Genomic DNA, 25,828 nt, shown 5'->3' on the forward strand with positions numbered 1-25,828 from the left:
CGAATGCGACGCATTAACCTAGCCCCATGGCAATCGACTCGCGGCCCGCGTTGAAATCGGACATCCCCTCGCTGGCGCAGGCGTTGGGGCGCGCGTTCTACGACGACCCGGTATCGATGTGGCTGCTTCCCGACGACGAGGCCCGCACCGAGCAGTTGACGACGTTCTTCGGCACCTCTACGCGGGTTCATCACCTGGCGGGCGGTGGCGTCGAGGTGGCCGACGACGGCGCAGTCGTCGGGGCGGCTGCGCTGTGGGACCCGCCCAACCGCTGGAAGCAGTCGATCTGGTCGCAGCTGCGCATGGTGCCGCCGTTGTTCCGGTCGTTCGGCTTCCGGCTTACCCAAGGCCGCGCACTGACAGACCTGTTGGATGCCAACCACCCCGAAGAGCCGCATTGGTATCTGGCGGTGATCGGCAGTGACCCGTCGGTGCGGGGACGCGGCTTCGGGCAGGCCGTCATGCAGCCACGGCTCGACCGCTGCGATGCCGAACTCTGCCCGGCCTATCTGGAGTCCAGCAAGCACGAGAACGTGCCGTACTACGAGCGTTTCGGATTCCGGGTGATCGGCGAGATCAACGTCCCCGACGGCGGGCCGACGCTGTGGAAGATGTGGCGGGAGCCGCAGACTCCCTAGGGGCGTAGTAGCGCAAGGTGCTATGTGGCAGATACGCGGTAGCGGCCATCACGGACGGCGTCTGCCACCCGGCGGGCGCTGCGCTCCTCGGCTTCGCTCGAGGTGTCGAGTACGTGGTTGTCGAACTCACCGAGGTCGGAGAACTGATCCCACATCGAGAGGATCGGGCCCTCGTCGGTGAGGGCGCTCGGCGCGGTTCGGGCCTGGGCCCGCTGCAGTGTGACGGCGCGCTGCGGTCGCAGGACTACGTAGTCGAGCGGCAGGTTCGGGTGCTGTGCTGCTCGGATTCGGAAGTGATCGAGCATCCACGGCCCGATGATTCCGTCGATCACGGTGGCGAACCCGCCGAGTGCATAGGCGTAGGACGCACCCGCGATCACGTCCATGACAGTCTGGTTCTGCGCATCAGAGGCGGGATCGTACGGGGGTATCGCGCCCGACACGATGTAGTGCCAGAAGTCGTCCGTGTGCAGATGAACGCCCTTTTCATAACCGCAGGCAAGCTTCGATGCGAGCGTTGACTTTCCCGACCCGGGTGGGCCGGTCAGGATGATCACGCGTCCGGTCACGGACGACAAGCTACCCGCGAAGTCGACCAGCGACGGACAAACGAGGGTCAGTCGCTGACCGAGCCGCCGAGTCGTTCGGCGGCGGCGAGGTAGTCCTCGACGAACTCGAACACGACGTCGCGCGCGGGCTTCACCTTGTTCATCAGCCCGACGCCCTGGCCGACGAAATAGGTGGACAGGGCTTGGGCCCCAGGGTGTCCGGTGGCGGCCAGCTTGTCGATGCGACGCAGTGTGGGTTCGGCGATCATCGACTGCAGCGGTAGCGGCAGGGTCGGGTGGCCGGTGTCGTTGGGTCGCCACGCATCAGTCCAATCGGAGATCAGTTGGCGTGCGGGCTTGCCGGTGCGTCCGGTGGAGCGAATGGTGTCGCGCGAGGTGGCCGCGAGCATCTTCTGCACGGTGTGCGGAGCCGTTTCGGCCTCCTCGGTGGTAAGCCACACCGAACCCGTCCACGCACCGGCGGCGCCCAACGCCACGCAGGCCGCCATCTGTCGACCGGTGACGATCCCGCCGGCGGCAAGCACGGGCACGGCGTTGTCGATGGCTTCGATGACTTCAGGGACGACGACCAGCGTGGAGACTTCGCCACAGTGGCCGCCCGCCTCCGTTCCTTGAGCGACGATCAGATCCACGCCTTGTGCCACCTGCTTGAGGGCATGCTCCTTTGCGCCGACGAGCGCCGCGACGGGGATGTCGTTGTCCTTGCCGGACTTGATCATGTAATCCGGCGGCACGCCGAGCGCGTTGGCCATCATGCGGATGGGATGGGCGACCGCGACTTCGAGCAGTTGCTCGCCGTTGCTGCCGGAGAGCATGGCAGATCCCAACCGGGGCTTCTCGTCGGGTTCAATGTCGTGCTGCGCCAACAGTTCTGCGATGAAGGCCTTGTACTCGTCGGGGATCCGGTCGGAAAGTTGGTGGCCGGAGAGGTTCTCGCCCTTGCCTTCGAACTTGGCGGGCACGATGATGTCGATGCCGTAGGGCTTTCCCTTGACCTGCTCGTCGATCCAGGAAAGTTCCTGATCCAACTGCTCAGGGGTGTAGGCGGCGCCGCCGAGCACGCCGAACCCGCCCGCGTTGGTCACCGCGGCCACCACGTCGCGGCAGTGGCTGAAGGCGAAAAGCGGGAAGTCGATGCCGTACTGCTCGCAGATGGGGGTCTTCACGGCCGCTCCTTTGTTCAACTGGGATCGAGAACGGGTCCGGGGTCCCGCGGTGTGAGGTAGCTACCGCGACGTTAGCGCAGCGGCTTCCGGCCGAAACACCGATGCCGCCAGGTCAAAGACCTGGCGGCATCGGTGTGCGAGGAGCTGTCAGCCCACCAGTGCGTCGAGCAGCCCGGACAGGTCGGAGCCCCCGAGGTCGGGAGTGAACTCGGCGCTTCCCGGCGGCGGCAGCGGTGCGTCGGTCGGCTCGATGGTCCCGGATCCCGTCAGGTAGCCGACACCGTGTGCCATCCATTGGAGCGTGTCCACCGACAGACCACCGAAGAAGCCGTTGATCTCCTGGGCGAATTGGGCCAGTCCGCTGATCAGGAAGATGTCCTGGTCGACGATCCCCTGCAGGAACTTGTCGATGTCGGTGACAACGCCGTTGAGCAGGTACGGGATGGTGGCGACGACGGTACGGAGGCCCAGCGCCAGGTCGTTGCCGATGTTCGGGTAGCCGTACATCGCGATCGCGTCGGTGAGCGCCTGCTTGAGGTCGACGGGGGTGACGAGGCTGTTCAGGACGTCCGGGTCGAACGCCATCGAGACACCGTCGAAGTCCGACCGCATCGGGATGCCGAACAGCGACAAGATGGTCGGCGTGATGTCGGCGATCGAGTAGTTCAGGTTCTGGCTGCCGTCGGACGCATCATGGCCGGCTTGATCGAAGATCACGAATTGCGTTGTCTCGTTGGGCGATTGGAAGCCGTGCCCGAAGCCCAGCGACTGCTGGTGGCCGTGGTCGGTGGTGATGATGATTGACCAGTCGTCGCCGGTGATCGCCTTGACGGCGGCTACCGCGGCCAAGATCTCTTGGATGTTGCCTGCGACATTCACAAGGCCTTGGGCGTATTCGGGTGACCCGCCGCCGAATTCGTGTCCCATCTCGTCGACCTGGCCCTGGTAGGAGAACAGGAAACTCGAGATGTCGCCCGGGTTGTTCTGCGTGGCCATGATCTGGGCGATGGTCTCCGCAGTGACGGCCGCGTCGGCGTTAGCCCAGGTGGTCTCCATCGGAATGTAGGTGTTGCTGTCGGCCTGGTAGCCGCCCGCTGCGGCGAGTTGGTTGAGGTAGTCCCAGTCGGAGATTATCGAGGTGTTGATCTCCGGCTTGTGGTACTCGATCAGGTTGAACACCGTCGGCCACAGGTTGTACGGCTCGGACTCGAACAGGTTGTTGATCACACCGTGCTTGTCGTCCCACACCCCGGTGAGGATCGTCGACCACGACGGGCCGGAGATCGTGGTGTGGTTGACCTCGGTCGCGGCGCCGGTGATGCCTTGGTCCATCGCGGTCTTGAAACCGCTGTCCTCGTTGTAGGCGTACTCCAGGATCTTGGAGAGGTTGGCTCCGTCGACGCCGATCAACAGCACGTGCTCGGCGGCGAGCAGCCAGTCGGCCGTCGTTGCGGACAGCCCCACCGGCGACCCGACGGCGGCACCCGTACCGGCAACCAGGCCGGCGACGGCCACACCACTGAGGAACTTCTTGATTGTTGTCACGATCGGATTCCCTCGTCGAGTAGTGCCAGCCAATGGGCGCAAGACTAACAGTTACCCAGCTAAAACTCAGCTTTCTGCCCGAAATCACTCATTTGAGCAGGGTGTTACTGAGGAGGCCTGTGGGTTATTTCACCAGGTGAGACAGGCGTAAGCGCAGCTGTATCAGCTCAGCAGTGCGTCCACATCGAGGAGTGAGGGTACGTCGGCGCCGCCGAAGTCGGGAGCGGTAAAGGAGTGGTCGGCCAGCAAGGCCTCCAGTGATCCGGTGAACTCGGCGGCGCCCGGCAGTGGCAGCGGCGCGTCGTTCGGCGGGATGACTCCCGCCCCGGTGAAGTACGCGACCACCCTGCCGATATCGGTGAGTACGTCGGCCGTGGCGGCGCCGACGGTCTTGAGCACCCATTGCGTGCCTTCGGCGAGCCCGCTGATCAGGAAGATGTCCTGGTCGACGATCGACTGCAGGAAGTTGAGTATCGGTGGGAGTGCGTAGTTTTCGAGGAAGTAGCCGGCCCCACCCGCCAGCGCCCGGATGCTGAGCATGATGTCGGTGCCGACGTCGGGGTAGCCGTAGCTGTTGATCGCGTCGGTGAGGGCCTGTTTGAGATCGGCTGGGAAGACGATGCCGTTCAGGATGTCCGGGTCGGTCTGCATGGGGACGCCGTCGAAGTCCGACCGCATCGGTATCCCGAAAGCCTGCAGGATCGTGGGTGTGATGTCGATGGTCTGGTAACTCAGGCTCTGGCCGCCGGCCTGTGCTTCATTTCCGGCCAGCGACAACATGACGAAGCTCGACGTTTCGTTGGGCGACTGGAAGCCGTGGCCGAGGCTGAATCCGAACAGGTCCGGGTTTTGCTGGTGGCCGTGGTCGGTGACCGCGATGATCGTCCAGCGGTCGCCGGTGGCCGCTTCGGCCTGGGCTACCGCCTCCAGGATCTCCTTCCAGTTGGCCCCGACATTGATGACGGCGTCGCGGTACTGGTCTGAGCCGCCGCCGTACGAGTGCCCGGCGTGGTCGACCTGCGACTGGTAGGAAAACATGAAGGTGTCGATATTCGGGTTGTTGGTGGTCGCCAAGATCCGGGAGATGGTCTCCTGGGTGACCAGTGCGTCCATCTCCGCCGAGGTGGAGCCACCGCTGATGCCGATGATGTTGTCGGCCGGGTAGCCGCCGGTGGACGCAATCTCGGTGAACAGGCCTCGGCCGGAGATAACCGTGGTCTCGATCTCCGGCTTGTGGTACTCGATCAGGTTGAACACCGACGGCCAGGTCGTGTAGGGCTCGGGCCGGTAGACGTTGCTGACCACCCCATGTTTGTCGTCCCAGACCCCGGTGAGGATCGTCGACCATGACGGTGTGGACATCGTCATGTGGCCTGCGATGGTGGTGGCGGCGGTGATGCCCCGGTCCATCAGCATCTTGAAGCCGCTGTCGTCGTTGTAGGCGTACTCCAGGATCTTGTCCAGGTTCGTGCCGTCGGTGCCGAGCAGCAGCACGTGTTCGGCGGCGAGCATCCATTCGGCGGTCACGGCAGACAGCCCCAGCGGTGTCCCTAATGCCGCGGCTCCCGTTCCCGCAACCAGGCTGGCGACGGCTGTACCGCACAGAAACTGCTTCACCTTCGTCACGGTCGGGTCTCCTCGTGGAAGTGGTTGGTGTGGCTGCCGTCGGCTTCGGCGGATCAGCCCAGCAGGGCCTCGATGTCGAGCAGCGCAGACAGGTCGGAGAACTCGGCGCTGCCCGGCAGCGGCAGTGGCGCATCCTCGGGCGCGATTCCGCCCGACCCGAGCAGATGCGTGATTCCCATGGCCAGCGTGTTGGTCACGTCCACCGTCAGACCGCCGAAGAAATCGTTGATCTGCTGGGCGAATTGGGCCAGTCCGCTGATCAGGAAGATGTCCTGGTCGGCGATCGACTGCAGGAATGTGTCGATCTGGGTTACAAACTTGTCGAGGAAATACGGCACGGACCCGGCCAGAGTCCGGATGGCCAGCGTGATGTCGTTGCCGATGTTCGGATAGCCGTACATCGCGATGGCGTCGGTGAGCGCCTGCTTGAGGTCGACGGGCGTGACAAGGCCGTTCAGGACGGTCGGGTCGAACGCCATGGAGACACCGTCGAAGTCCGAGCGCAACGGGATGCCGAACAGCGACAAGATCGTCGGGGTGATGTCGGCGATCGAGTAGTTCAGGTTCTGGCTGCCGTCGGTAGCGTGATCGCCGGCCTGATCGAAGATGACGAACGACGTCGTCTCATTGGGCGATTGGAAGCCGTGGCCGATGCTGAGACCGGGCAGGGTCACCGTCTGCTGGTGGCCGTGATCGGTGGTGACGATGATCGACCAGTCGTCCCCGGTGATCGCCTGCACCTGAGCGATCGCGGCCAGGATCTGTTGGATGTTGGCCCCAAGGTTGATGATGGCCTGCATGTATTCGTCCGAGCCGCTGGCGAACGAGTGCCCGGCGTGGTCGCCTTGCGACTGGTAGGAGAACAGGAAACTCGAGATGTCATCGGGGTTGTCCGCGGTGCCGAGGATCTGGGCGATGGTGAGCGCGGTGACCAGCTCGTCGCTGTCGGCGGGACTCTCCCCGGCCGGGACGAAGATGTTGTTGTCGACCGGGTAATTGCCGGCGTCGGCCAACTGGTTGAGGTACTCCCAGTTGCTGATGATCGTGGTGTCGACCTCCGGCTTGTGGTACTCGATCAGGTTGAACACCGACGGCCACGCGTTGTAAGGCTCGGGCCGGAAGAGGTTGTTGTAGACCCCGTGCTTGTCGTCCCACACGCCGGTGAGGATCGTCGACCACGACGGCCCGGAGAGTGTGGTGTGGTTGGTCAGACTTGCGGTCCCGGTGATGCCCTGGTCCATCGCGGTCTTGAACCCGCTGTCGTCGTTGTAGGCGTATTCCAGGACCTTGGCGAGGTTGACGCCGTCGAGGCCGATCAGCAGCACGTGCTCAGCGGTCAGCATCCAGTCGGCGGTCACTGCCGACAGGCCCACCTGCGTGCCTACTGCCGCTCCCGTTCCGGCAACCAGGCCGGCGACGGTCACACCGCATAGAAACTGCTTCACCTTCGTCACGATCGATATCCCTCGCCGGAGTTACTCGGACCAATGGGCGGAAGCCTAGCAGCTGTTCCCCAGGAAAAACTCAGCTTTATGCCTTGTCTCGCTCATTTACCCAGAAAGTTACTGAGGAATCTCGGTTAACCGTCCAGGTGCGGCGCCAATAGCGGCTCTGGACTAGAGAATTTCCTCGCCACTGCGCAACGTCGCGCGAAACTGCATCACCCGGTATGGCCAGCCGTGCGCGGTGTTCCACTGCGACACCATCAGACCCACCCCGCCGGTGCGATCCACCCGGGAACCGGGCAGCACATAGCCGCCGTAGAGCTGGGCGACTCGGCCGCGTGCGTGATCCTCGTCGTCCCAACCGCTCCCAACCAGCGGGCGCTGCAGCGGTGTCCCGGTCAGTTCGGCGGTGGGGGACTTCAGCACTCGGTAACCCAGCGCGTAGCGCGACGATACGAACCCGCCCAGTACCCAGGTTCCGGGCGCCAGCCGTCGCAGCGACAGCTCGCCCCACGTCTCGCTAGGCGGGGTGATGGGCATCGGGACTTGGCCCCAGGCCCGGCGCTCGCCGCGGTAGCCCCAGCCCGAGTATTTGCTCGGATCTCCGAGGTGGGCGGGACGCACCCTCCGCAGGATGACGCCTTTGTCGCGCTGGAATCCGGTCGAGACCACATACACCCAACCGTCCTCGGGGTCGTAGTCCCAGGACCAGCATTGGGCGTACCCGCCATGAAGTCGCGCGGGGAACCGCGCCCCGATGCTGTGCCAGGTGATTCCGTTGTCGGCCGATTGCCAGATCTCGGTCCACGCCACCTTGCCGAATCCGCGGTTGACGATCGCGTGCAGGTAGAGCATCTGTTCTACCCGCAGCAGATCCGACGGGATTACGGTGCTGATGGCGTTGCGGTCCAGCCGTGAGGCCGGTTGGCGGTGTCGGTAGTGCCACAGTTGGCGGGCGTAGTGCGCATCGGGGCCGCCGGCTCGCTGGTAGCGCACCCGGTGGGTGGCGTCGCCGGTGCCGATCAGGATCACCGGGGATCGCCAATCACCCTGGCCGACCCGCTCGCCGGCGAAGGTGTCGCCGAACACCGACACCAGGGTGCCGTCAGGAGCCAGTACCGAGGCGCCCAGGTCCGCGCACGTCACGCCCCACCGATCGGTGATACCTGGACCGGTGATGTCGGCCAGCTTCCCGGGGGTGTTCCGTGCGGCGGGGGCCACCGCTCAAGGCTTGCTACGCCAGCCGCCTGCGGCGACCGCGATCATCCGGAGTTGTTTGACGGCAACGTGTTTGATCTCGGCGAGGGTCTCGGCATCGGGGGCGTCCTCGATGGCCTCCGCGGTGACGATCATCGCGTTGACGAACAATCCCGCCAGGACGTTGAGATCCTCGGCGCTCCAGGCATTGAACGCGGGGAAACGCGCCAGATCCGTGGCCAGCTCGGAAGTGATCAGCCGGATCTCGGTGCGGATCGCATAGCGCAGCACGGTCATCCCGCTGAAGCGTTCCCGATTGATGAATCGCCAGTACTCGTGGCGGGAGGCAACGCTGTCGACCAGGACTTCGACCGAGGACTCGATGACTCGACTGGGGTCCACCCCACCGGTCCGGGCGTCGCGCAGCGTCTCGCGCAGTGCCCGGAACGATTCGTCGATCAGCACCAGGCCCAGGGCGTCCATCGACTCGAAATGCCGGTAGAAGGCGGCCGGCACGATGTGGGCGGCGCGCGTCACCTCGCGCAGGCTCAGTGCGCTGAAACTGCGTTCGTCCAGCAGGGTGAGCGCCGCGTTGATGATCGCTCGACGGGTGGCTTCCTTGCGTTCCTCGCGCGAAACGCGCTCCGGCCGTTCTGGGCGGGGCGTGCGTTCGGGACGGGTGACACGGGGAGGCCGTTCCGGCCGAGCTGGCCGCGTGCGCCCCGACCGTAAATTCGGCGTACGACTGTTCACTGTTGTGAAGCGTAACACAGCGGGTAAATAGCCCTTGACTCGTCGTGAACAAGTGTTCACTGTGTACATATGTTCACTCAAACTTTGACGCGGCGGGTACTGGGTTCCAGCCTGGTCGATCTGCTCACCGGTCCGCACGGGGTCGACCGCTACACCGAGCTGGTGTCGCCGACGTGGACCCGCAACGACGCCCGTGCCCGGGTCGTCGCAGTCCGGCGCTCCACCCCGCGCAGCGTGACCCTGATCCTCGAACCCAACGACGCGTTCGGCTGCTTGCCCCGTTTCCGAGCTGGCCAACACGTCAACCTGTCCGTCGACATCGACGGGCGCCGGCGCACCCGGTGCTATTCGCCGGCCAGCGCCGAAGGACAACGACTTATCGAGCTCACCATCGGCCGCCACGACGGGGGCCTGGTCTCCGAGCACCTGTACCGCAACGCCCGGCCCGGCATGGTCGTCGGACTGGAGAAGATCGGCGGCGATTTCGTGCTCCCCGCGATCCGGCCGCGCCGCATTCTGCTGATCTCCGGTGGCAGCGGTATCACCCCGGTGATGTCGATGCTGCGCACCCTGCAAGCCGAGCAATATGCGGGCCGGGTGAGCTTCATCCACTACGCCCGCAGCCGCGAAGAGGCCTGCTACCACGACGAGCTCGCCGCCATGCCGCGAGTGCAGGTGCTGCACGGCTACACCCGCACACCCAACGACGGCGACCTGCAGGGCTACTTCAGTGCCGAGCATCTTGAGGCCGCCATGCCCAACCCCGACGCGGTGTACGTGTGCGGGCCGCCGGCCCTGGTGGCGGCGGTGCGAGAACAGTGCCCCGACGCGATCTCAGAAAGCTTCGTGCCCCCGGTCTTCACGGTTCCGGCCAACCCGTCCGGTGGGCAGGTCAGCTTCCTCGGCAGCACCGTCTCGGTGGTCGACGACGGCCGGACCCTGCTGGAGCAAGCCGAAGCCGCGGGCCTGCAACCGGTAAGCGGATGCCGGATGGGCATCTGCCACAGCTGCACCTGCCGCAAAACCGGTGGTGCGGTGCGAAACCTGATCACCGGCGCTATCTCCACCGCCGAGAGCGAAGACATCCAGATCTGCGTGTCAGTGCCCGTCGGCGACGTCGAAATCGATCTGTAGAAAACGAAGGAGTCAACCATGACGCAGTCAGTCCTCGAGCAGCCGCAGACCGAGCAGCCCCAGGTGCTCAAGCGATCGGACCTGCCGGCAAACCTCGACGCCTTCGGCGCCGAACTCGATGCCCTGCGCCAGCGCGTCCTCGACGACCTCGGCGAGCGCGACGCCGACTACATCCATCGAATCATCAAGGCGCAGCGCACCTTGGAGGTCGGTGGTCGCGCCCTGCTGTTCTTGGGCATCATCCCGCCGGCCTGGCTGGCCGGCACGGTGATGCTGGGGTTGTCGAAGATCCTCGACAACATGGAGATCGGCCACAACGTCATGCACGGCCAGTACGACTGGATGGGCGAACCGGCGTTGTACGGCAAGGATTTCGAATGGGACAACGCCTGCCCGGGCGACCAGTGGCGGCACTCGCACAACTACATGCACCACACCCACACCAACATCGTTGGCATGGACCGCGATGTGGGCTACGGCATCCTGCGGATGAGCGACAAGCAGCCCTGGGAGCCCTATTTCTTGGGCAACCCGCTCTACGCCTTCCTGCTGATGGTGCTGTTCCAGTACGGCGTGGCGGTGCACGAGCTGGAGACCGAGCGCATCCGGGCCGGCGAGATCGGTTTCGCCGACAAGAAGGAGATGCTGCTTGAGACCTGGCAGAAGGTGCGTCGGCAGACCCTCAAGGACTATGTCGCCTTTCCGCTGCTGTCCGGACCGTTCGCACCACTGGTGTTCGCCGGCAACATGACCGCCAACCTGATGCGCAACGTGTGGTCCTACACGATCATCTTCTGCGGACATTTCCCTGACGGCACACAGGAATTCACTATCGAGGAGACCGAGAACGAGTCCCGCGGCATGTGGTACTACCGCCAGATCCTCGGCTCGGCGAACCTGACCGGCGGCAAGTGGTTCCACATCTTCAGCGGGAACCTGTCGTTCCAGGTGGAGCACCACCTGTTCCCCGATCTGCCGGCCCACCGCTACGCCGAGATCGCCCCGCAGGTGCGCGAGATCTGCGAGCGTTACGGCGTCCCGTACAACACCGGCCCGCTGCTCAAGCAGTTCGGCAGTGTGGTGCGCAAGATCTGCAAACTGGCGTTGCCCTGGAACTGAGTCAGGCCCGCGGGCCCAGCAGCGCGATCGAGGCGTCGATGGCCGGCTCGGTGATGACGCCGATGTCTTTGCCGTCTTCGACGGCCAGCGCAGTCAGCTCGCGCAGGCCGCCCAGCAAAATCACCGCCAGCGCCGGACTCAGCGCCGGCAGATTCGCGCGGCGAAACCCGGGACTGCCGCTGAGTTCGATCAGCAGGTTCGACATCAGCTCCAGGCCGCGACGCTGGGCCGGCCGGGCCACCTCGCCCAGTGACGGCATGTCGCGAATCCAGCTCAGCGTGATGGCCGGGCGAGCCCGAATCTGGTCGACGTAGGCCTGTACCGCCTGGCGGATCTGGACCTGCCAATCGGCCTGGGGATCCACCTCGGCCCGGATTCGCAGCGCCAACTCCTCGTTGTCCACCAGCAGCAGTTCCAGGAAGCACTCTTCCTTGCTGGCGAAGTGGTCATAGAAGGTGCGTTTGGAGGTGCGGGCCGCGCGCACAATCTCGGCGACGGTGCTGGCCCGGTATCCGCGCTCGGCGATCGAATCGGCCAGCCCGTCGAGCAACCGGTGCCGGTAGGGGTCGGCAGCGTTGGCCGCCGGGGTATCGACTGCAGGCATTGTCATCGCCGCACCTCCCTGCGCGTGAGCCTTGCCACTCGTTGGTACTTCAGAGTACCGTGTCTCGCAAGCATTGGTACGCATCGGTACCAAATCTCATGTCGGGAGGCGTCGCATGACCCACACGATGGCCAACACGGCCGCGGACACCGTCGAAACCCCGGATTCACCGGCGATCAACTTGCCGCCCGGTGCGCGGGGGTTCAAGTTGATCGCGGGTGTGCTGTTCATCCTGTCCCGGCGCCGGGTGCTGCAACGCCTGACAGCTAAGTACGGTCCCGCCTTCACCGTCGAGGTCCCGCTGTTCGGGCCGACCGTCATCGTCACCGACCCCGACCTGGTCCGGCAGGTGATGCTGACCAACCCCGAAGATCTGGGCAACATCCAGCCCAACCTGTCTCGGGTACTCGGCTCGGGTTCGGTGTTCGCGCTCGACGGCGCGGCGCACCGGCGCCGGCGCAACTTGCTGAGCCCACCGTTCCACGGCAAGAGCGTGCGCGCCTACGAGCAGATCATCGTCGAGGAGACCCTGCGCGAGATCGCCGGCTGGCCAACCGGAAAGCCCTTCGAGACCTTCGGTCCGATGAACCGGATCACCCTGAACGTCATCCTGCGGACCATCTTCGGAGCCGAAGGCGCTGAGCTGGATCAGCTGCGGGCGCTCCTGCCCAAGTGGGTGACGCTGGGCGCTCGGCTGGCGGCCTTGCCGATTCCGATTCGCCGGTACGGTCGGTTCACCCCGTGGGGCCGACTGGAGACATGGCGTGCTCACTACGACGTCATCCTGGACAAGCTGATCGCCGATGTTCGAGCCGACCCTGATTTCGAGAACCGATCCGACGTGCTGACCCTGCTGCTGCGTAGCAACCACGAGGACGGTACGACCATGAACCGCCAGGAGATCGGCGACGAGCTGCTGACCCTGCTGGCTGCCGGCCATGAGACCACGGCATCGACCATGGCCTGGGTCTTCGAGCGACTGAGCCGCTACCCGCAACTGCTCGACGAACTGACCGCCGAAGCGGACGCAGGTGGAAACACGTTGCGGCGCGCCACGATTCGCGAAGTGCAGCGGGTGCGCACCGTGATCGACTTCTCCGGACGGCATGTCTACGCGCCCAGCATCCAGGTCGGAGAGTGGGTGATTCCGCGCGGCTACTCGGTGATCGTCGCAATCAACCAGGTCCACCAGAATGCCGCCGCGTTCGATGATTCACAGGGGTTCGACCCCAAGCGCTACATCAACGGCAGCCCGTCGGCGTTCGAGTGGATGCCGTACGGCGGTGGCACCCGGCGCTGCCCGGGCTCGACCTTCGCCAACCTGGAGATGGACGTGGTGTTGCGGACGGTGTTGGAGCGCTTGACCATCGAGCCCACCACAGCGCCCGGAGAGAAGTACCACTCCCGCGGCGTGGCCTTCACGCCCAAGAAGGGCGGTCGGATCACGGTGCGACGCCGGGACTGACCCCGGCTAGCGTTGCGGCTGCAGCTGCCAGTTCGGCCGGATGTAGTGGCAGGTGTAACCGCCCGGGAACCGCTCCAGGTAATCCTGATGCTCCGGTTCGGCCTCCCAGAAATCCCCGGCGGGGCTGACCTCGGTCACCACCTTGCCCGGCCAGCGGCCGGAGGCCTCCACGTCGGCGATGGTGTCCAGCGCGATCTGGCGCTGCTCGTCGTCGAGGTAGAAGATCGCCGAGCGGTAACTGGTGCCGACGTCATTGCCCTGTCGGTTAGGCGTGGTCGGATCGTGGATGGCGAAGAAGAACTCCAGCAGGCTGCGGTAGTCGGTCGCCGCGGGGTCGTAGGTGATCTCGATGGCTTCGGCATGGTTGCCGTGATTGCGGTAGGTGGCATTCGGGACATTGGGGTCGCCGGTGTAGCCGACCCGGGTGCTCACCACGCCGGGCTGCTTGCGGATCAGGTCCTGCATGCCCCAGAAGCAGCCGCCGGCCAGGATCGCTCTCTGGAAATTGGTCATGCCCCGATTATCCGCAGCTAGCCGTGGCCCGCCAGCGGATAGGAACGATAGCTGGTCAGCACGGCGCTCGGCTCCCGGTGCGGCGGCGCCTGCTCCGTCAACTCGGGGAACCGGTCGAACAGGGCGAGTAGTCCCAACCGGATCTGCATGCGGGCCAACGGCGCGCCCAGGCAGACATGCGGACCGAACCCGAATCCCAGGTGGCCGGTCTGCGACCGGGCCAGGTCGAGGCGGTCGGGGTCGGGGAATACCGCCGGGTCCCGGTTGGCGGCCGCCAACCCGAGCAGGATCGGGGCACCGGTGTCGATCACGGTGTTCTTCCCGTCACCGACTTCGATCGGGGCGCTGGCCACCCGGGAGATCATCAGGGCCGGGCTGATCATCCGGACCAGTTCGTCAACGGCATGCGGGGAGTCGGCCAGCAGGCCGCGTTGCCCGCGCTGCTCGATCAGCAATGCGGCCGCTCCGGTCAGCACGGCCGTGGTGGTGTCGTGCCCGGCCGACAGTAAGAAGATGGCGTTGTGCAGCAGCTCGTCGTCCGACACCGGCAGTCCGCTGGTGGCCACCACCGACAGCAGGTCATGGCCGGGATCGGCGCGGCGTAGCACCAGCAGATCGGCGAGCAGAGCCTTCATTCCCGCGGCGGCTTCGTCCGCGGCAGCGAACGCGGTCCGAGATGCTGCCGGTTCCAAAGCCCCGATCAGCGCCATCGACCAGGTCGCCAGGTTGTCCAGTTCGCTGTCGGGCACCCCCAGCAGCGTGGCGATCGCCCCCAGCGGCAATGGCTTGGCGAACTCGGCCACCAGGTCGAAGCCTGCTGGGTCCAGTCCCGCCGCCAAAGACCGGGCCCGGGAAGCGACTTCGGCCTCGAAGGAGGCCAGTGCCCGCGGCGTGAACGCCCGCGACAGCGGGGCCCGCAGCCGGCGGTGATCATCACCGGAGCGGTAGAACAGGTTATGTTCCACGTGGGTCAGATACGGGCGGCCCGGATCTAGCTTGTTGCGGTACAGGTTTCGCCGATCGGTGCTGACCCGCTCGTCGCGCAGCATCGCCAGCACGTCGGCGTAGCGGGTCAGCACCCACAGCCCCTGGCTGTTGCGGTGCACCGGCTCGGCTTCGGCGAACCGCCGCTGATACGTCAACGGATCGACGTGCAGCTCCGGGTCGCGGAAGTCGAAGTCGAGCGTGCCCATCAGGTGCGTTCAGCGATCCAGGACGCCACCAGATCCGCGCAGATCGTGCGGCTGTCCGTCGGCTGCTCCAGGTAGTGGTCGCCGGGGATGAAATGCAGCTGCTTGTCGGTACTGGCCAGCGAGTCGTGGATATGGTGCGCATCGCTGGGGAAGACACCGGTGTCCGCGGTGCCCTGGATCACCAACGAGGGCAACGTGATCCGGCCCAGGTGCGGTGCGCCCTGACAGAACGACGTCTGCAGGCTCCACATGGACAACCAGGTCCGCAGCGTGCAGTGCGCGGCGATGTTGTACGGCGCACGGTTGGCGCGCCGCGGATCACCCAGGTAGCACGAGTTCAGCGGACGGTCCGACGGGTCGAGCGACGCGTCGAGGTAGCGCGGGTCGGCCCACACCCGGTGTACTGAGAAGGAGCGGTCGTAGGTGCCGCCGGCCTTGAGCCGCTTCAGTTCTGCCTGCGCCCACGCGGTGATCCGGTCATTGCGGTCGCGCTGGGCCTGGCGGTAGCGGGCGATGAATTCCGGGGTGTAGGGCGGCGTGTTCTGCTCGGCGTACATGTCCAGAGTCGGGTCACACGACAGCGGGTCGGTCTCGTCGGTCACCGATGGGTCGATCCACGCGGTCAGTACCTCAGGGCGCCCGGCGTGGGCCTGGGTGGACACGTAGAGGTCGCCGGGCGGCAGCGCATTGACCGCATCAGGCACCGGGCCTCCGCCGACTCCTGTGATGTGCGGGTCCACGGACTGAGACTGGTAGGCGGCCATCAGGGATCCACCGCCCGAGTTGCCGAGTAAGACGATCGTCTCGACGCCGGCTTGTTCGCGCAGCCACTGCACGCCGGCGGCGATATCGAGCAGTGCGTGCTCAAGCAGGAACAACGACTCGCCGCTGCGGTACCGGGTGTTCCAACCCAAGAAGCCGTAGCCGCGTTCGGCAATGAGCGGCGCCAGGTAGTGCTCGGCGAAGTCCACGTTGTAGTGGCTGGCGATCACCGCCACCTTCGGCTTAACGCCGGCTGGAGTCCAATACAGCCCCTGGGCCGGGTGATAACCGGCGGGGTTCACGCCCGCCGATGCCGAAGTGAGCGAAACGAATTCGCGGGTTACTGCCACTGCGTTACTCCTTTGATCATGAATCTTGATCGCGCCAGCTCACTGAGCGATACCAGGTGTCAGTGAGCGTCTTGATTGCTGCTTCTTCGTCGAGTTCGCGGCCGGCGACATCGCCGCCTGCCACCAGCCAGACATAGGTGAAGTGGTTGAGCATGGCGACGATGGCCGACCCGACCAGTTCCGGGTCGGCGTCGGTCGCATAGCCCTTGCGCTGCGCCATTCGCACCGTCTGTGCCACCCAGTCGATGGCGTCGGCGCACATCTCTCGCCAGCGCTGGGCGAACGCGTCGTCAATCATCGCCAGCTGGAACACCCCGACCATGACCCCGAGGTGTTCGCGGTAGGTGTCCCAGTGCGCGCGCACCGATTCTTGGATGATCGCGTGCAGATCCTGGCCCGGGTGCAAGGCCTGCACCGCACGGCTGCGGGCCATCGCCCGAAAGTCCTCGGCCAGCGACGCGAGCAATTCTTCCTTGGATCCGAAGTAGTGGTAGAACGACGCCGGCGAGCGTTTGGCGGCAGAGGTGATGTCGGTGATCGTCGTCTTGAAAAAACCCTTGCGGGCGATCACCTCCCGGGCCGCCCGTTCCAGGCGAGCCTGGGTGTCGCGGCCCCGGATGGTGGGGCGGGCGGCCGACCCGTCCGCGGCCTCGCCGTCCATGGGTGTCACGCCGGTTCCGTCTGCTCTAGGTCGGCGACCAGCTCGGCCAGTCGGCGTTCGCCCTCGGGCGTCTGGCCGCCTGCGGCTAGGAAACGTTGCATCTTCGGCAGCGCCGCACCGCGGGCCAGCATCCGGGCGAACGCGGAGCGCTCCACGGCTAGCCCCGCGGCGACGTCCGGGGCGGCCAGGGTGGCCTTGACGTCGGCGATGTCGGCCAGGGGTACCGAGGCGATGCGCTGCACCAGCCGGTCCAGGAAGGGACCGACGGCGTCCGCGTCCAACGCCCGGTTGACCAGTCCGTAGCGCTCGGCGAGGCCCGCATCGAGGTCGTCGTGGCCGAGGATGACCTCCAGCGCCCGACCCCGCCCCAGCAGCTGAAGCAGGTGCTGCGGACCCGAGCCGGCCGGGATGACCCCGATTCCGGTCTCGACCTGGTTAAAGAGCGCCCGGCCGGTGACCGCAAACCGCAGGTCGAGGTTGACCAGTAGTTCCATCCCACCGCCGGCGACCCGCCCGGCGACCACCCCGATGGTGACCTGGTCCAGCGCCCGGAAGGCACCGACCAGATCCTGGAAGGAACCGCAGGCGGCCTCGGTGTTCTCGACCGAGGCAGCCAGCAGCGCGAGATCGACATGGGCGATGAAGAACTCGGGGTTGGCGCTTTCCAGAACCACCACCCGGATGTCGCGGCCGGCGGGTGACCGTAGCCAATTCACCAGTCGCCACAGGTCACCCATCATGGTGGCGTCCATCAGGTTGATCTCGCCGTGGCTGATGCACACCCGGGCCACCGGTCCGTCGTCGGTGACGGTGAGCGACGTCAGCGAATCGAGCGCCATGCTCGGCCGGCTCAGCCGAGCTGGGTGGTGGTCGTCTTCGACGTGACCACCTTGGGGTCAGCGGCCCGCTCGGTGCTGTTCAGCAACTTGTGTGCCTGCTCCGGGTCGGGTTCGAACCCGGGGGTGTCGCGGCACAGCTCGATCATGATGCCGTTGGGGTCCAGGTAGTACAGCGAGTGGCACCAGCCGTGGTCGACGTCCATCAGTGCCTTGATGCCGGCGGCGTCCATCCGCGCCCGGACTTCGTTCTGCTTCTCTTCGGTGGCCCGGAACGCGAAGTGGTTCACCCAGACCGGCAGTCCGTTCGGGCGTGACAACGAGCTGGACCAGTCGGGCTTCTCCCCGACGCCGTGCAGGTCGAAGAACGCGATGCACGAGCCGTCACCGAGGTCGTAGAAGACATGCCGGAAGAAGCCTTCTTGCAGGTGCTCGACTTCGGTGTGCACCAGCGGCAATCCCAGCAGGTCTTCGTAGAAGTGGTTCGTGGCCTCCAGGTCGGCGCAGGCGTACGCGGCGTGGTGCAGGCCGACGGTGGGCTTGGGGGACGTCACTGGCTGCCGAACCTCCTCACGGCCCGCGGTGGGCCGACGGCGTCACCGTAGCACTGTCTCGAATATAAACCCAGATTCGATTCTGGCCGCGGACCCTCGACAACCTCGCTAGAACGTGTTCTAGTTCTTGGCATGACGAAACCGCAGTTCAGCCGCGCAGAACTCGCGGCCGCATTCGATGTGTTCGAGCAGACCGTCGCTCGCGCCGCCGAGACCCAGGACTGGGATGCCTGGGTAGCGCACTACACCCCCGACGTCGAGTACGTCGAGCACGCGATGGGCACCATGCACGGCCGCGACGAGGTGCGCAGCTGGATCCGCAAGACCATGTCGACCTTCCCGGGCAGCTACATGACCGAGTTCCCGGCCCTGTGGACCGTCATCGACGAGGACGGCGGGCGCATCATCTGCGAACTGGACAACCCCATGCGCGACCCCGGCGACGGCACCATCATCAGCGCCACCAACATCTCGATCGTCACCTATGCAGGCGACGGCCTATGGTCCCGCCAAGAGGACATCTACAACCCGCTGCGCTTCGTCGCCGCGAGCATGAAATGGTGCCGCAAAGCCCAGGAACTCGGCACCCTAGACGACGAAGCGGCCGCCTGGATGAAGCAGTTCGGAGGAAACGCATGAGCCGCAAGCCCAAGCTTGTCATCGGAGCCAACGGGTTCCTGGGATCGCACGTCACCCGCCTGCTCGTCGACGCCGGAGAAGACGTACGGGTGATGGTGCGCCCGAGCGCCAACACCATCGCCATCGACCACCTCGACGTCACGCGGTTCCACGGCGACATCTTCGATTCGGCCACCCTGGCCGAGGCGATGGCCGGCTGCGACGACGTCTACTACTGCGTCGTGGACACCCGCGCCTGGCTGCGCGACCCGAGCCCGCTGTTCCGCACCAACGTCGAGGGCACCCGCAATGTTCTGGCCGTTGCCAAAGAAGCCGACCTGCGCAGATTCGTGTTCACCAGTAGTTACGCCGCTGTCGGTCGGCGCCGCGGTCACGTCGCCAACGAGGACGACATCATCAACCCGCGCGGGCTGACGCCCTACGTCCAGTCCCGGGTGCAGGCCGAAGAGCTGGTGCTGCGCAGCGCCGAAGCCGGCCTGCCGGCGGTCGCGATGTGCGTGTCTACCACCTACGGAGACGGCGACTGGGGTCGGACCCCGCACGGAGCGTTCATCGCGGGAGCGGCGTTCGGCAAGCTGCCGTTCCTGATGAAGGGGATCGAGCTGGAAGTGGTCGGGGTCGACGACGCCGCCCGCGCGATGATCCTGGCCGCCGAGCGTGGACGCAACGGCCAGCGCTACCTGATCTCCGAGCGGTTGATCCAGCTTGAGGACGTGGTCAAGATCGCGGCCGACGAAGCGGGAATGCCGGCGCCGTCGCGTTCGATCTCGGTGCCGGCGCTGTATGCGCTGGGCGCACTCGGCAGCCTGCGGGCGAGCCTGACCGGTAAGGATGCCGAGCTGAGCCTGAAGTCGGTGCAGATGATGCGTGCCGAAGCCCCGGTCGATCACAGCAAAGCGGTGCGCGAGCTCGGCTGGCAGCCCCGACCGGTTGAGGAATCGATTCGGGAGGCGGCGCGTTTCTGGATGAAACTGCGCAACGCCAAGAAGCGAGGTTCGCCGGCATGACACACGGAAATTCAGGCAGACGACCGGTACACATCCCGACTGACGAATACCCGATCACCGTGACCCCGACCGGGCGGCAGGTCACCGTGCGGATCGGCGGCGAGATCATCGCCGACAGCGCCAACGCGCTCACCCTGCAGGAATCGAATCACCCTGCAGTGCAGTACATTCCGCTGTCCGATGTCAAGACCGATCTGCTGACTCGCACCCAGACCACCAGCTATTGTCCGTTCAAGGGCGATGCCGCCTATTACAGCGTCACCACCGCGGCCGGCCAGACGATCGCCGACGCGATCTGGACCTACGAGCAGCCGTTTGCGGCGGTTGCGCCGATCGCCGGGTACGTCGCGTTCTACCCCGACAAAGCCGACATCAGCGTCGCTGAAGCGTAAGTCGCGCCAGAGGTTCCTAGAGCCCCAACAGTTGCCCGGCGAACCGGGTGTCGGTGTACTCCCGCACCGAGACGATCCGGCCGTCTCGGGTGTCGACGATGTACGCCAGCGGGCTGTCATAGTGCGAACCGTCGGCGGCGTGACAGTCGCCCAGCGCTTCGATCACCACGGTCTCGTGTTCGTTGATGCACCGCACCAGCTCCAGGTTGATCCGCAAGCCGAGTCGACGCTGTTCGACTTCCAGGCGCAACTCGTCTTTGTCGACGGCCTGGCGGGTCAGGATGCTCCACCAGGTGAAGTCGTCACTGACCAGCGCAAAAATATCGTCCAGGTCGTCGTCGCCGCAGATGCCCTGGAGAAACATCCACGCCAATTCCGCCTGCGGATCATCGAACGGGGTGGCCATTTCTCCATCGTGACCGGGCGGCGGGGAGCGGTCAACGAGGACAAGCGATCCTTATGATCGCGTCATCAGTAATTCGCTTTCTCGCACCGTCACCTTTCCCGGCACGGCCAGCCCCGCGCTCACGCTGGGCCCACTGCGCCGCGGCCCGGGCGACCCATGCCTACAGGTGGTAGGTGGGGCCATCTGGCGAACCAGCCTGATGCCCAGCGGGCCGGTGACGGCGCGCATCGTCCAGGCCGCGCCCGATGCGGTGGATTGCGCGGCCTGGGGCGCCGGCGCCGCGGAGTTCCTTGACGGCGCACCGGGCTTGTTGGGCGTCCACGACGACGCGGCCGGCTTCGCCCCGACCGATGCGACGGTGATCGCTGCCTACCGGCGCGTGCCGCACCTACGGCTGGGGCGCACCGACCGGGTGCTCGAGGCGCTCATCCCGGCCGTGCTTGAGCAGCGGGTGCCGGGTGCTGATGCCTTTCGGGCCTGGCGCCTGCTGGTCACCGAGTTCGGCTCGCCGGCTCCCGGTCCGGCGCCGTCCCGAATGCGGGTGCCGCCGTCGGCGCAGACGTGGCGGACCATCCCGTCCTGGAAGTTCCATCGTGCCAACGTCGATGGCGGGCGGGCGCGCACCATCGTCGGTTGCGCTGGGCGAGCCGATGCCTTGGAACGGCTGGTTTCCCGCCCGGCAGCGGAGGCGCGGGCGGCGCTGATGTCGCTGCCCGGCGTCGGCGAGTGGACCGCGGCCGAGACCGCGCAGCGAGCGTTCGGTGATGCCGACGCTTTATCGGTCGGGGACTACCACCTTGCGACGATGATCGGCCGCACGCTGCTGGGCTTGCCGCTCGATGAGGTGTTCACCGACGAAGCCATGGTCGAACTGATGGAGCCGATGCGGCCGCACCGGCACCGCGTGGTTCGGTTGCTGATCGACAGTGGGCTCGCTGTCAGCAAACGGCGCGGGCCCCGTCTGGCCCTGCAGCGGATCAGCTCGCTGTAGACGACGTGCCGGGCGGGTCGTCGGCAGCTGTGGCAAACCTCCCGGAGTCGAGCGCGTCGAGCAATTGGGCGGCGATCCACTCGAACGTGGAGGCGTCGCGCGGCAGCAGCGCCTGCTCGTAGCCGATCAGCAGATAGATCGCCCAGTTTGCGAACAGCTGCGCCTGGCGTTTGTCGCGGAGGACTTCCTGCGCCGATTCGAAGAGGATGTCGAAGCGTTGCTGATCCACTTCGGCCTGCACCGCGTGAACTCGGGTGTCCGCCGAGCTCCAGGCGCGGATCGCGGCTTCGGCCCCGTGGGGCAGGGTCAGGCCGATCTGAATCAGGCTGTCGAGGCGCTGCCGCGGGTCGGGTATCGCGCGTACGAATTCCACGTGCTGGAGGGTGCGCTCGTCCAGCCAGTGTTGAACCAGGTCACGGGTATAAACCGGCCAGCTGGTGAAGTAGTGGTAGAACGAGCCCGTCGTCACGCCGAGCCGGTTGCAGACTTCGGCGAGCTTGAGGCCGCCGTAGCCTAAGTCGGACAGCACTTCGAAACCGGTCTCGAAGTACGCCTGTTGAGAGAGAACCGCGGCCATAAGTCGACTTTAGTTCGCTGGACGCAGTTGGCATACAGCGCAGCTGAGTCTTAAGTGAATATTCGTAATTTCGATTTTTCTGGGGTTGCACGCTATGCCGTGCCACACTTGCTTAGTGCGGGATGCGGTTTTTCGCAGGGTGGGGCGCCCCCGCGGGGCGCGCTCCGGCGTGACCAGGGAACGCATCGTGACGGCCGCCAGCGGCGTCTTCGGCGAATTCGGCTACCACGCTACGACGTTTCAGGCGATAGCGGAGCGGGCACAGCTGACCCGCCCGGCGATCAACCACTATTTTCCAAGCAAGAAGCTGCTCTATCAGGCAGTTCTGACGCAGGCCGAGACCCTGTTCGCGCACGCCGTCGACCAGGCGCGCTCCGAGCCCACCCTGGTCGGACAATTGTCTTCGGTCATCGTGAGCTTCACCCAACTCGGCGAAGATGACCGCACGGTGGCGGCGTTTGCCGTCACCGCGGTGGTGGACGCTCAGCGCGACCCGGTGTTGAAGTCGTTGGTCGGCGACATCCAGGGCCCGCCGCGGGCGTTTCTGACCCAGGCGCTCACCGAAGCCATCAACCGCGGAGAATTGGTCGCGACCTTGAGTATGGGTGAGCTGACCGAGATGCTGTTGGCCGTGTTGTGGGGCATCGCGTTCTATGTGTCACTGGTTGGCAATCAGGCGGCAGCTGCCGGGGTGGTCGCCACACTGCAGGCGCTGTTGACCCAGGAACTCTGGCAGTTGCGTCAGCCAGCCGACGGATAAAGTTAATAGCCCGGCTAACTTTCATCGGTAGTATCGCGTGCGACAGCGGCCGCGACCAAGCGAGGTAAACCGATGAGCGCACTCCGTACCCACGACGACACCTGGGATATCGCCACCAGTGTCGGCTCGACAGCTGTGATGGTGGCCGCCGCCCGCGCATCCGAAACGGCCAGCGCCGACCCGCTGATCAACGACCCGTACGCCAAACTCCTGGTCGCCGGTGCCGGTACCGGGATCTGGGAGATGCTGCTGGACGACACGTTGGTAGACAAGGTGGAGGCCATCGACGCCGAGGTCGCTGCCGTCTATCACCACATGCGCAGCTACCAGGCGGTCCGCACCCACTTCTTCGACGCCTTCTTCGCCGACGCCGTCGCCGCCGGCATCCGCCAGGTGGTGATCCTGGCGTCCGGGCTGGACTCGCGCGCCTACCGGCTGGACTGGCCGACCGGCACCACCGTCTATGAGATCGACCAGCCGAAGGTCTTGGCCTACAAGGAGCAGACCCTGACGGCCAACGACGTGACGCCGGCGGCCGAGCGCCGCACCGTGCCCATCGATCTGCGGCAGGACTGGCCCGCCGCATTGACTGCCGCCGGCTTCGACCCCGCGGCCCCGACCGCATGGCTGGCCGAGGGACTGTTGATGTACCTGCCCGCCGAGGGTCAGGACCGGCTGTTCGAGCAAATCACCGAGCTCAGCGCTTCGGGGAGCCGGATCGCGGCGGAGACCGCGGGCAACCACCGCTCCGACGAGCGGCGCCAGCAGATGGCGGAGCGATTCAAGAAGATCGCCGAGACGGTAGGCCTGACGCAGAGCCTCGACATCCAGGATCTGATTTACCAGGACGAGGACCGCGCGTCGGTGCGGGGATGGCTCGACGAGCACGGCTGGCGGGCCGCCTCGCAGCCCTCGACCGCGGAGATGCGCCGGTTGAACCGCTGGGTGGACGTGTCGGTGACGGACGACGCCGACGCGTTCTCGGAGTTCGTCACCGCAGTGCGCCGCTGACTCGGCATACCCGACCCGACATAGCGGACGCGATTCATCCCCCGTATACAGAGAAGGCCTGGAAGTTGGCGCTAGGCCTTCTCTGGGCCTGTTCTAGCGTGGCGATCGAATCGAGGAAGGAAACTGATGTCCGGAGTGCAGGATCGTGTTGTCGTCGTCACCGGAGCCGGTGGTGGGTTGGGCCGCGAATACGCCCTGACCTTGGCCCGCGAGGGGGCCTGTGTGGTGGTCAACGATCTCGGTGGTGCCCGCGACGGCACCGGTGCCGGGCACAACATGGCCGACCAGGTAGTCGCTGAGATCAAAGAGGCCGGCGGCCGGGCCGTCGCCAACTACGACAGCGTCGCCGACGCCGAGGGCGCGGCCAACATCATCAAGACTGCGATCGACGAGTTCGGGAAGGTCGACGGCGTCGTCAGCAACGCCGGCATCCTGCGTGACGGCACCTTCCACAAGATGACGTCGGAGAACTGGGACGCCGTGCTTCAGGTGCACCTCTACGGCGGATACAACGTGGTGCGCGCGGCGTGGCCGCACTTCCGCGAGCAGAGCTACGGCCGCGTGGTCGTCGCCACCTCCACCAGCGGACTGTTCGGCAACTTCGGGCAGGCCAACTACGGCGCGGCCAAGCTCGGCCTGGTCGGCATGATCAACACGCTGGCCATCGAGGGCGCGAAGTACAACATCAAGGCCAACGCGATCGCGCCCATCGCGGCAACCCGGATGACCGAGGACATCCTGCCGCCGGAGGTGCTGGCCAAGCTCAAGCCCGAGTACGTCGCACCGGTGGTGGCCTACCTGTGCACCGAAGAGGTCGCAGAGACCGGCTCGGTGTTCATCGCCGGCGGCGGCAAGGTACAGCGGACCGCACTGTTCGAGAACGCCGGCGCCACCTTCGAGAACCCGCCGTCGGTCGACGAGATCGCGGCGCAGTGGTCGACGATCGCCGACCTGTCGGCGGCCAAGGCGGCCAGTTTCTCGCTGTAACAGTCAGATTCGGGACGTGGCGCGCTGCTTTTAGCCGAGCAGCGCGCCACGCAGCCTGTCGACGTCGGCGTCGGTGACCTCGGCGGCCCGCAGGAACCCGTCGAGCGAGCCGAAGTTCTCCTCGATCGAGCGTTCGGCAGCATCCAGATAGTCAGCGCGCACACCGAGCACTTCGTCGGACAGGCGCGCTTCGGTGAAGGTCAGCACCTCGGGGGTGATCTCGGCCTCGGGCCGTGACCGGATCATTTCCATGATGCGGTCACGCAGCACCGGCACCGCGGTGTTGCTGCGCAGGTAGTCCTCGATGACGGCGTCGCGGTCCACCCCGGCCGCCCGCAGCACCACTGCGACGACGAATCCGGTGCGGTCCTTACCGGCGAAGCAGTGCGCCAGGACCGGCCGGCCCTCGGCTAGCAGTGACACCACCCGCTGCACCGCCCGGCGGGACCCGGCGAGGGTGGGGAAGCGCTCGTACTCCTCAAGCATGTAGCGGGCGGCGACGTCGGCGGCGGAATCCTCGTCGGGCTTCTCGGCCATCATGTTGCGGAACGCGTCCTCGTGCGGAGCCGAGCTGTCCGGTGATTGGTCGCCGGCCAGATCCGGGAAGGGCAGCAGGTGGATGCCGACACCGGCGGGCACCAGCCCCGGTCCGCGGCGCGTCACCTCGCGCGGTGACCGCAGATCGGCTACGTCGGACACCCCGAGTCGCAGCAATTCTTCGCGGCCCCGATCTTCGAGGCGACTCAGTTCGCTGGAGCGGAACAGGCGGCCGGGGCGCAACGCGCCGGTGGTCTCGGAGACGTCGCGAAAATTCCACGCCCCGGGCAGATTCGGCTGGGAGGTCACCCGGCCACGATAGGACACCATGCTGGTGGCTTGGCCGATCAGACGTGAAACGGCCCCCGATCCGGGCGGATCAGGGGCCGTC

Annotated in this window: 28 protein-coding genes; 11 read left to right on the forward strand and 17 right to left on the reverse strand. The window is 65.9% G+C overall.

All coding sequences use genetic code 11. The features are described from left to right. Nucleotides 1-26 precede the first annotated feature (26 nt). Nucleotides 27-638 carry a GNAT family N-acetyltransferase gene (locus tag ACKY0X_RS00340; RefSeq protein WP_409427852.1) on the forward strand — a complete coding sequence of 204 codons (612 nt, stop codon included), beginning with the start codon at nt 27-29 and terminating at the stop codon, nt 636-638. 20 nt (nt 639-658) lie between these two features. Here the strand turns inward: ACKY0X_RS00340 and ACKY0X_RS00345 are convergent, their stop codons facing one another. The 7 genes from ACKY0X_RS00345 to ACKY0X_RS00375 form a co-directional block, all read right to left on the reverse strand. After that, nucleotides 659-1,207 carry an AAA family ATPase gene (locus ACKY0X_RS00345; protein WP_409427853.1) on the reverse strand — a complete coding sequence of 183 codons (549 nt, stop codon included), beginning with the start codon at nt 1,205-1,207 and terminating at the stop codon, nt 659-661. Between the two features lie 47 nt (nt 1,208-1,254). Next, nucleotides 1,255-2,373 (reverse strand): nitronate monooxygenase, encoded by a 1,119-nt coding sequence (locus ACKY0X_RS00350; RefSeq protein ID WP_065041712.1) that lies wholly within the window; start codon nt 2,371-2,373, stop codon nt 1,255-1,257. A 147-nt stretch (nt 2,374-2,520) separates the two neighbouring features. Further along, a complete protein-coding gene (locus ACKY0X_RS00355; RefSeq protein ID WP_409427854.1) occupies nt 2,521-3,918 on the reverse strand; it encodes an alkaline phosphatase family protein in 1,398 nt (465 codons plus the stop codon). Between the two features lie 162 nt (nt 3,919-4,080). After that, nucleotides 4,081-5,544 (reverse strand): alkaline phosphatase family protein, encoded by a 1,464-nt coding sequence (locus ACKY0X_RS00360; RefSeq protein WP_409427855.1) that lies wholly within the window; start codon nt 5,542-5,544, stop codon nt 4,081-4,083. A gap of 53 nt (nt 5,545-5,597) precedes the next feature. Then, the gene (locus tag ACKY0X_RS00365; RefSeq protein ID WP_409427856.1) at nt 5,598-6,998 is read right to left on the reverse strand and encodes an alkaline phosphatase family protein; all 1,401 of its coding nucleotides are present in this window, start codon (nt 6,996-6,998) and stop codon (nt 5,598-5,600) included. A gap of 162 nt (nt 6,999-7,160) precedes the next feature. After that, nucleotides 7,161-8,210: a DUF4185 domain-containing protein gene (locus ACKY0X_RS00370; RefSeq protein WP_409427857.1), complete on the reverse strand. Its 1,050-nt coding sequence runs from the start codon at nt 8,208-8,210 to the stop codon at nt 7,161-7,163. 3 nt (nt 8,211-8,213) lie between these two features. After that, entirely contained in the window at nt 8,214-8,939 is a 726-nt protein-coding gene (locus ACKY0X_RS00375; RefSeq protein WP_409427858.1) for a TetR family transcriptional regulator, read from the reverse strand. 69 nt (nt 8,940-9,008) lie between these two features. Between ACKY0X_RS00375 and ACKY0X_RS00380 the strand changes: the two genes are divergently transcribed. Both ACKY0X_RS00380 and ACKY0X_RS00385 read left to right on the forward strand, forming a co-directional pair. Continuing rightward, the gene (locus tag ACKY0X_RS00380) at nt 9,009-10,073 is read left to right on the forward strand and encodes a ferredoxin reductase (protein WP_409427859.1); all 1,065 of its coding nucleotides are present in this window, start codon (nt 9,009-9,011) and stop codon (nt 10,071-10,073) included. 18 nt (nt 10,074-10,091) lie between these two features. Then, nucleotides 10,092-11,192, forward strand: coding sequence for a fatty acid desaturase family protein (locus tag ACKY0X_RS00385; RefSeq protein WP_409427860.1), 1,101 nt, complete (start codon nt 10,092-10,094; stop codon nt 11,190-11,192). Nucleotide 11,193: 1 nt separating this feature from the next. Here ACKY0X_RS00385 and ACKY0X_RS00390 read toward each other — a convergent pair whose 3' ends face one another. Next, complete coding sequence (locus ACKY0X_RS00390) at nt 11,194-11,796, reverse strand: TetR/AcrR family transcriptional regulator (protein WP_065040807.1); 603 nt, start codon at nt 11,794-11,796, stop codon at nt 11,194-11,196. Nucleotides 11,797-11,911: 115 nt separating this feature from the next. On the opposite strand from ACKY0X_RS00390, the gene ACKY0X_RS00395 reads away from it, so the two are divergent. Next, nucleotides 11,912-13,261 carry a cytochrome P450 gene (locus ACKY0X_RS00395; protein ID WP_409427861.1) on the forward strand — a complete coding sequence of 450 codons (1,350 nt, stop codon included), beginning with the start codon at nt 11,912-11,914 and terminating at the stop codon, nt 13,259-13,261. A gap of 6 nt (nt 13,262-13,267) precedes the next feature. On the opposite strand, the gene msrA is transcribed toward ACKY0X_RS00395, so the two are convergent. From msrA to ACKY0X_RS00425, 6 genes are read right to left on the reverse strand one after another with little or no spacing between them, the layout of a single operon-like run. Then, on the reverse strand, nt 13,268-13,774 hold the full coding sequence (gene msrA, locus ACKY0X_RS00400; RefSeq protein WP_409427862.1) for a peptide-methionine (S)-S-oxide reductase MsrA: 507 nt from the start codon (nt 13,772-13,774) through the stop codon (nt 13,268-13,270). 17 nt (nt 13,775-13,791) lie between these two features. Then, entirely contained in the window at nt 13,792-14,967 is a 1,176-nt protein-coding gene (locus tag ACKY0X_RS00405) for a cytochrome P450 (protein ID WP_409427863.1), read from the reverse strand. Next, the gene (locus ACKY0X_RS00410) at nt 14,967-16,079 is read right to left on the reverse strand and encodes an alpha/beta hydrolase (protein WP_065040798.1); all 1,113 of its coding nucleotides are present in this window, start codon (nt 16,077-16,079) and stop codon (nt 14,967-14,969) included. The genes ACKY0X_RS00405 and ACKY0X_RS00410 overlap by 1 nt, the downstream gene beginning before the upstream one ends. Before the next feature lie 16 nt (nt 16,080-16,095). Further along, nucleotides 16,096-16,740, reverse strand: a complete 645-nt coding sequence (locus ACKY0X_RS00415; RefSeq protein WP_409429753.1) for a TetR/AcrR family transcriptional regulator — start codon at nt 16,738-16,740, stop codon at nt 16,096-16,098. A 5-nt stretch (nt 16,741-16,745) separates the two neighbouring features. Next, the gene (locus ACKY0X_RS00420) at nt 16,746-17,579 is read right to left on the reverse strand and encodes an enoyl-CoA hydratase/isomerase family protein (RefSeq protein WP_409427864.1); all 834 of its coding nucleotides are present in this window, start codon (nt 17,577-17,579) and stop codon (nt 16,746-16,748) included. A gap of 11 nt (nt 17,580-17,590) precedes the next feature. Next, nucleotides 17,591-18,130, reverse strand: coding sequence for a VOC family protein (locus ACKY0X_RS00425; protein WP_024440291.1), 540 nt, complete (start codon nt 18,128-18,130; stop codon nt 17,591-17,593). Nucleotides 18,131-18,262: 132 nt separating this feature from the next. Between ACKY0X_RS00425 and ACKY0X_RS00430 the strand changes: the two genes are divergently transcribed. From ACKY0X_RS00430 to ACKY0X_RS00440, 3 genes are read left to right on the forward strand one after another with little or no spacing between them, the layout of a single operon-like run. After that, nucleotides 18,263-18,769, forward strand: a complete 507-nt coding sequence (locus ACKY0X_RS00430; protein WP_064888985.1) for a nuclear transport factor 2 family protein — start codon at nt 18,263-18,265, stop codon at nt 18,767-18,769. Then, nucleotides 18,766-19,776: an NAD-dependent epimerase/dehydratase family protein gene (locus tag ACKY0X_RS00435; RefSeq protein WP_409427865.1), complete on the forward strand. Its 1,011-nt coding sequence runs from the start codon at nt 18,766-18,768 to the stop codon at nt 19,774-19,776. Before ACKY0X_RS00430 ends, ACKY0X_RS00435 begins: the two co-directional genes overlap by 4 nt. Further along, the gene (locus ACKY0X_RS00440) at nt 19,773-20,168 is read left to right on the forward strand and encodes a DUF427 domain-containing protein (RefSeq protein WP_409427866.1); all 396 of its coding nucleotides are present in this window, start codon (nt 19,773-19,775) and stop codon (nt 20,166-20,168) included. Before ACKY0X_RS00435 ends, ACKY0X_RS00440 begins: the two co-directional genes overlap by 4 nt. 16 nt (nt 20,169-20,184) lie before the next feature. On the opposite strand, the gene ACKY0X_RS00445 is transcribed toward ACKY0X_RS00440, so the two are convergent. After that, the gene (locus tag ACKY0X_RS00445; protein ID WP_409427867.1) at nt 20,185-20,574 is read right to left on the reverse strand and encodes a nuclear transport factor 2 family protein; all 390 of its coding nucleotides are present in this window, start codon (nt 20,572-20,574) and stop codon (nt 20,185-20,187) included. Nucleotides 20,575-20,638: 64 nt separating this feature from the next. On the opposite strand from ACKY0X_RS00445, the gene ACKY0X_RS00450 reads away from it, so the two are divergent. Then, nucleotides 20,639-21,565, forward strand: a complete 927-nt coding sequence (locus ACKY0X_RS00450; RefSeq protein WP_409429754.1) for a DNA-3-methyladenine glycosylase family protein — start codon at nt 20,639-20,641, stop codon at nt 21,563-21,565. Here ACKY0X_RS00450 and ACKY0X_RS00455 read toward each other — a convergent pair. Next, nucleotides 21,552-22,142, reverse strand: coding sequence for a TetR/AcrR family transcriptional regulator (locus tag ACKY0X_RS00455; RefSeq protein ID WP_409427868.1), 591 nt, complete (start codon nt 22,140-22,142; stop codon nt 21,552-21,554). The two genes, ACKY0X_RS00450 and ACKY0X_RS00455, sit on opposite strands and share 14 nt — an antisense overlap. 187 nt (nt 22,143-22,329) lie before the next feature. Here ACKY0X_RS00455 and ACKY0X_RS00460 point away from each other — a divergent pair, with 187 nt between their 5' ends. The 3 genes from ACKY0X_RS00460 to ACKY0X_RS00470 all read left to right on the forward strand — a co-directional run bounded on the left by ACKY0X_RS00460 (nt 22,330) and on the right by ACKY0X_RS00470 (nt 24,900). Next, entirely contained in the window at nt 22,330-22,902 is a 573-nt protein-coding gene (locus ACKY0X_RS00460; protein WP_409427869.1) for a TetR/AcrR family transcriptional regulator, read from the forward strand. Between the two features lie 72 nt (nt 22,903-22,974). Next, on the forward strand, nt 22,975-23,913 hold the full coding sequence (locus ACKY0X_RS00465) for a class I SAM-dependent methyltransferase (RefSeq protein ID WP_409427870.1): 939 nt from the start codon (nt 22,975-22,977) through the stop codon (nt 23,911-23,913). A gap of 126 nt (nt 23,914-24,039) precedes the next feature. Then, a complete protein-coding gene (locus ACKY0X_RS00470) occupies nt 24,040-24,900 on the forward strand; it encodes an SDR family oxidoreductase (protein ID WP_046285370.1) in 861 nt (286 codons plus the stop codon). 30 nt (nt 24,901-24,930) lie between these two features. Here the strand turns inward: ACKY0X_RS00470 and ACKY0X_RS00475 are convergent, their stop codons facing one another. Further along, nucleotides 24,931-25,767, reverse strand: a complete 837-nt coding sequence (locus ACKY0X_RS00475) for a tyrosine-protein phosphatase (protein WP_065040787.1) — start codon at nt 25,765-25,767, stop codon at nt 24,931-24,933. Nucleotides 25,768-25,828: the final 61 nt, after the last annotated feature.

Source organism: Mycobacterium sp. SMC-11 (genome assembly GCF_046250095.1).
Classification (GTDB): domain Bacteria; phylum Actinomycetota; class Actinomycetes; order Mycobacteriales; family Mycobacteriaceae; genus Mycobacterium; species Mycobacterium heraklionense_A.

Excerpts from the sequence above, each read along its gene's own strand:
- ACKY0X_RS00470 (WP_046285370.1), top strand. The coding sequence starts at position 24,040 with ATGTCCGGAGTGCAGGATCGTGTTGTCGTCGTCACCGGAGCCGGTGGT.
- ACKY0X_RS00380 (WP_409427859.1), top strand. The coding sequence starts at position 9,009 with ATGTTCACTCAAACTTTGACGCGGCGGGTACTGGGTTCCAGCCTGGTC.
- ACKY0X_RS00430 (WP_064888985.1), top strand. The coding sequence starts at position 18,263 with ATGACGAAACCGCAGTTCAGCCGCGCAGAACTCGCGGCCGCATTCGAT.
- ACKY0X_RS00440 (WP_409427866.1), top strand. The coding sequence starts at position 19,773 with ATGACACACGGAAATTCAGGCAGACGACCGGTACACATCCCGACTGAC.
- ACKY0X_RS00465 (WP_409427870.1), top strand. The coding sequence starts at position 22,975 with ATGAGCGCACTCCGTACCCACGACGACACCTGGGATATCGCCACCAGT.
- msrA (WP_409427862.1), bottom strand. The coding sequence starts at position 13,774 with ATGACCAATTTCCAGAGAGCGATCCTGGCCGGCGGCTGCTTCTGGGGC.
- ACKY0X_RS00455 (WP_409427868.1), bottom strand. The coding sequence starts at position 22,142 with ATGGCCGCGGTTCTCTCTCAACAGGCGTACTTCGAGACCGGTTTCGAA.
- ACKY0X_RS00405 (WP_409427863.1), bottom strand. The coding sequence starts at position 14,967 with ATGGGCACGCTCGACTTCGACTTCCGCGACCCGGAGCTGCACGTCGAT.
- ACKY0X_RS00445 (WP_409427867.1), bottom strand. The coding sequence starts at position 20,574 with ATGGCCACCCCGTTCGATGATCCGCAGGCGGAATTGGCGTGGATGTTT.
- ACKY0X_RS00435 (WP_409427865.1), top strand. The coding sequence starts at position 18,766 with ATGAGCCGCAAGCCCAAGCTTGTCATCGGAGCCAACGGGTTCCTGGGA.
- ACKY0X_RS00420 (WP_409427864.1), bottom strand. The coding sequence starts at position 17,579 with ATGGCGCTCGATTCGCTGACGTCGCTCACCGTCACCGACGACGGACCG.
- ACKY0X_RS00340 (WP_409427852.1), top strand. The coding sequence starts at position 27 with ATGGCAATCGACTCGCGGCCCGCGTTGAAATCGGACATCCCCTCGCTG.
- ACKY0X_RS00390 (WP_065040807.1), bottom strand. The coding sequence starts at position 11,796 with ATGCCTGCAGTCGATACCCCGGCGGCCAACGCTGCCGACCCCTACCGG.
- ACKY0X_RS00475 (WP_065040787.1), bottom strand. The coding sequence starts at position 25,767 with ATGGTGTCCTATCGTGGCCGGGTGACCTCCCAGCCGAATCTGCCCGGG.
- ACKY0X_RS00395 (WP_409427861.1), top strand. The coding sequence starts at position 11,912 with ATGACCCACACGATGGCCAACACGGCCGCGGACACCGTCGAAACCCCG.
- ACKY0X_RS00385 (WP_409427860.1), top strand. The coding sequence starts at position 10,092 with ATGACGCAGTCAGTCCTCGAGCAGCCGCAGACCGAGCAGCCCCAGGTG.
- ACKY0X_RS00415 (WP_409429753.1), bottom strand. The coding sequence starts at position 16,740 with ATGGACGGCGAGGCCGCGGACGGGTCGGCCGCCCGCCCCACCATCCGG.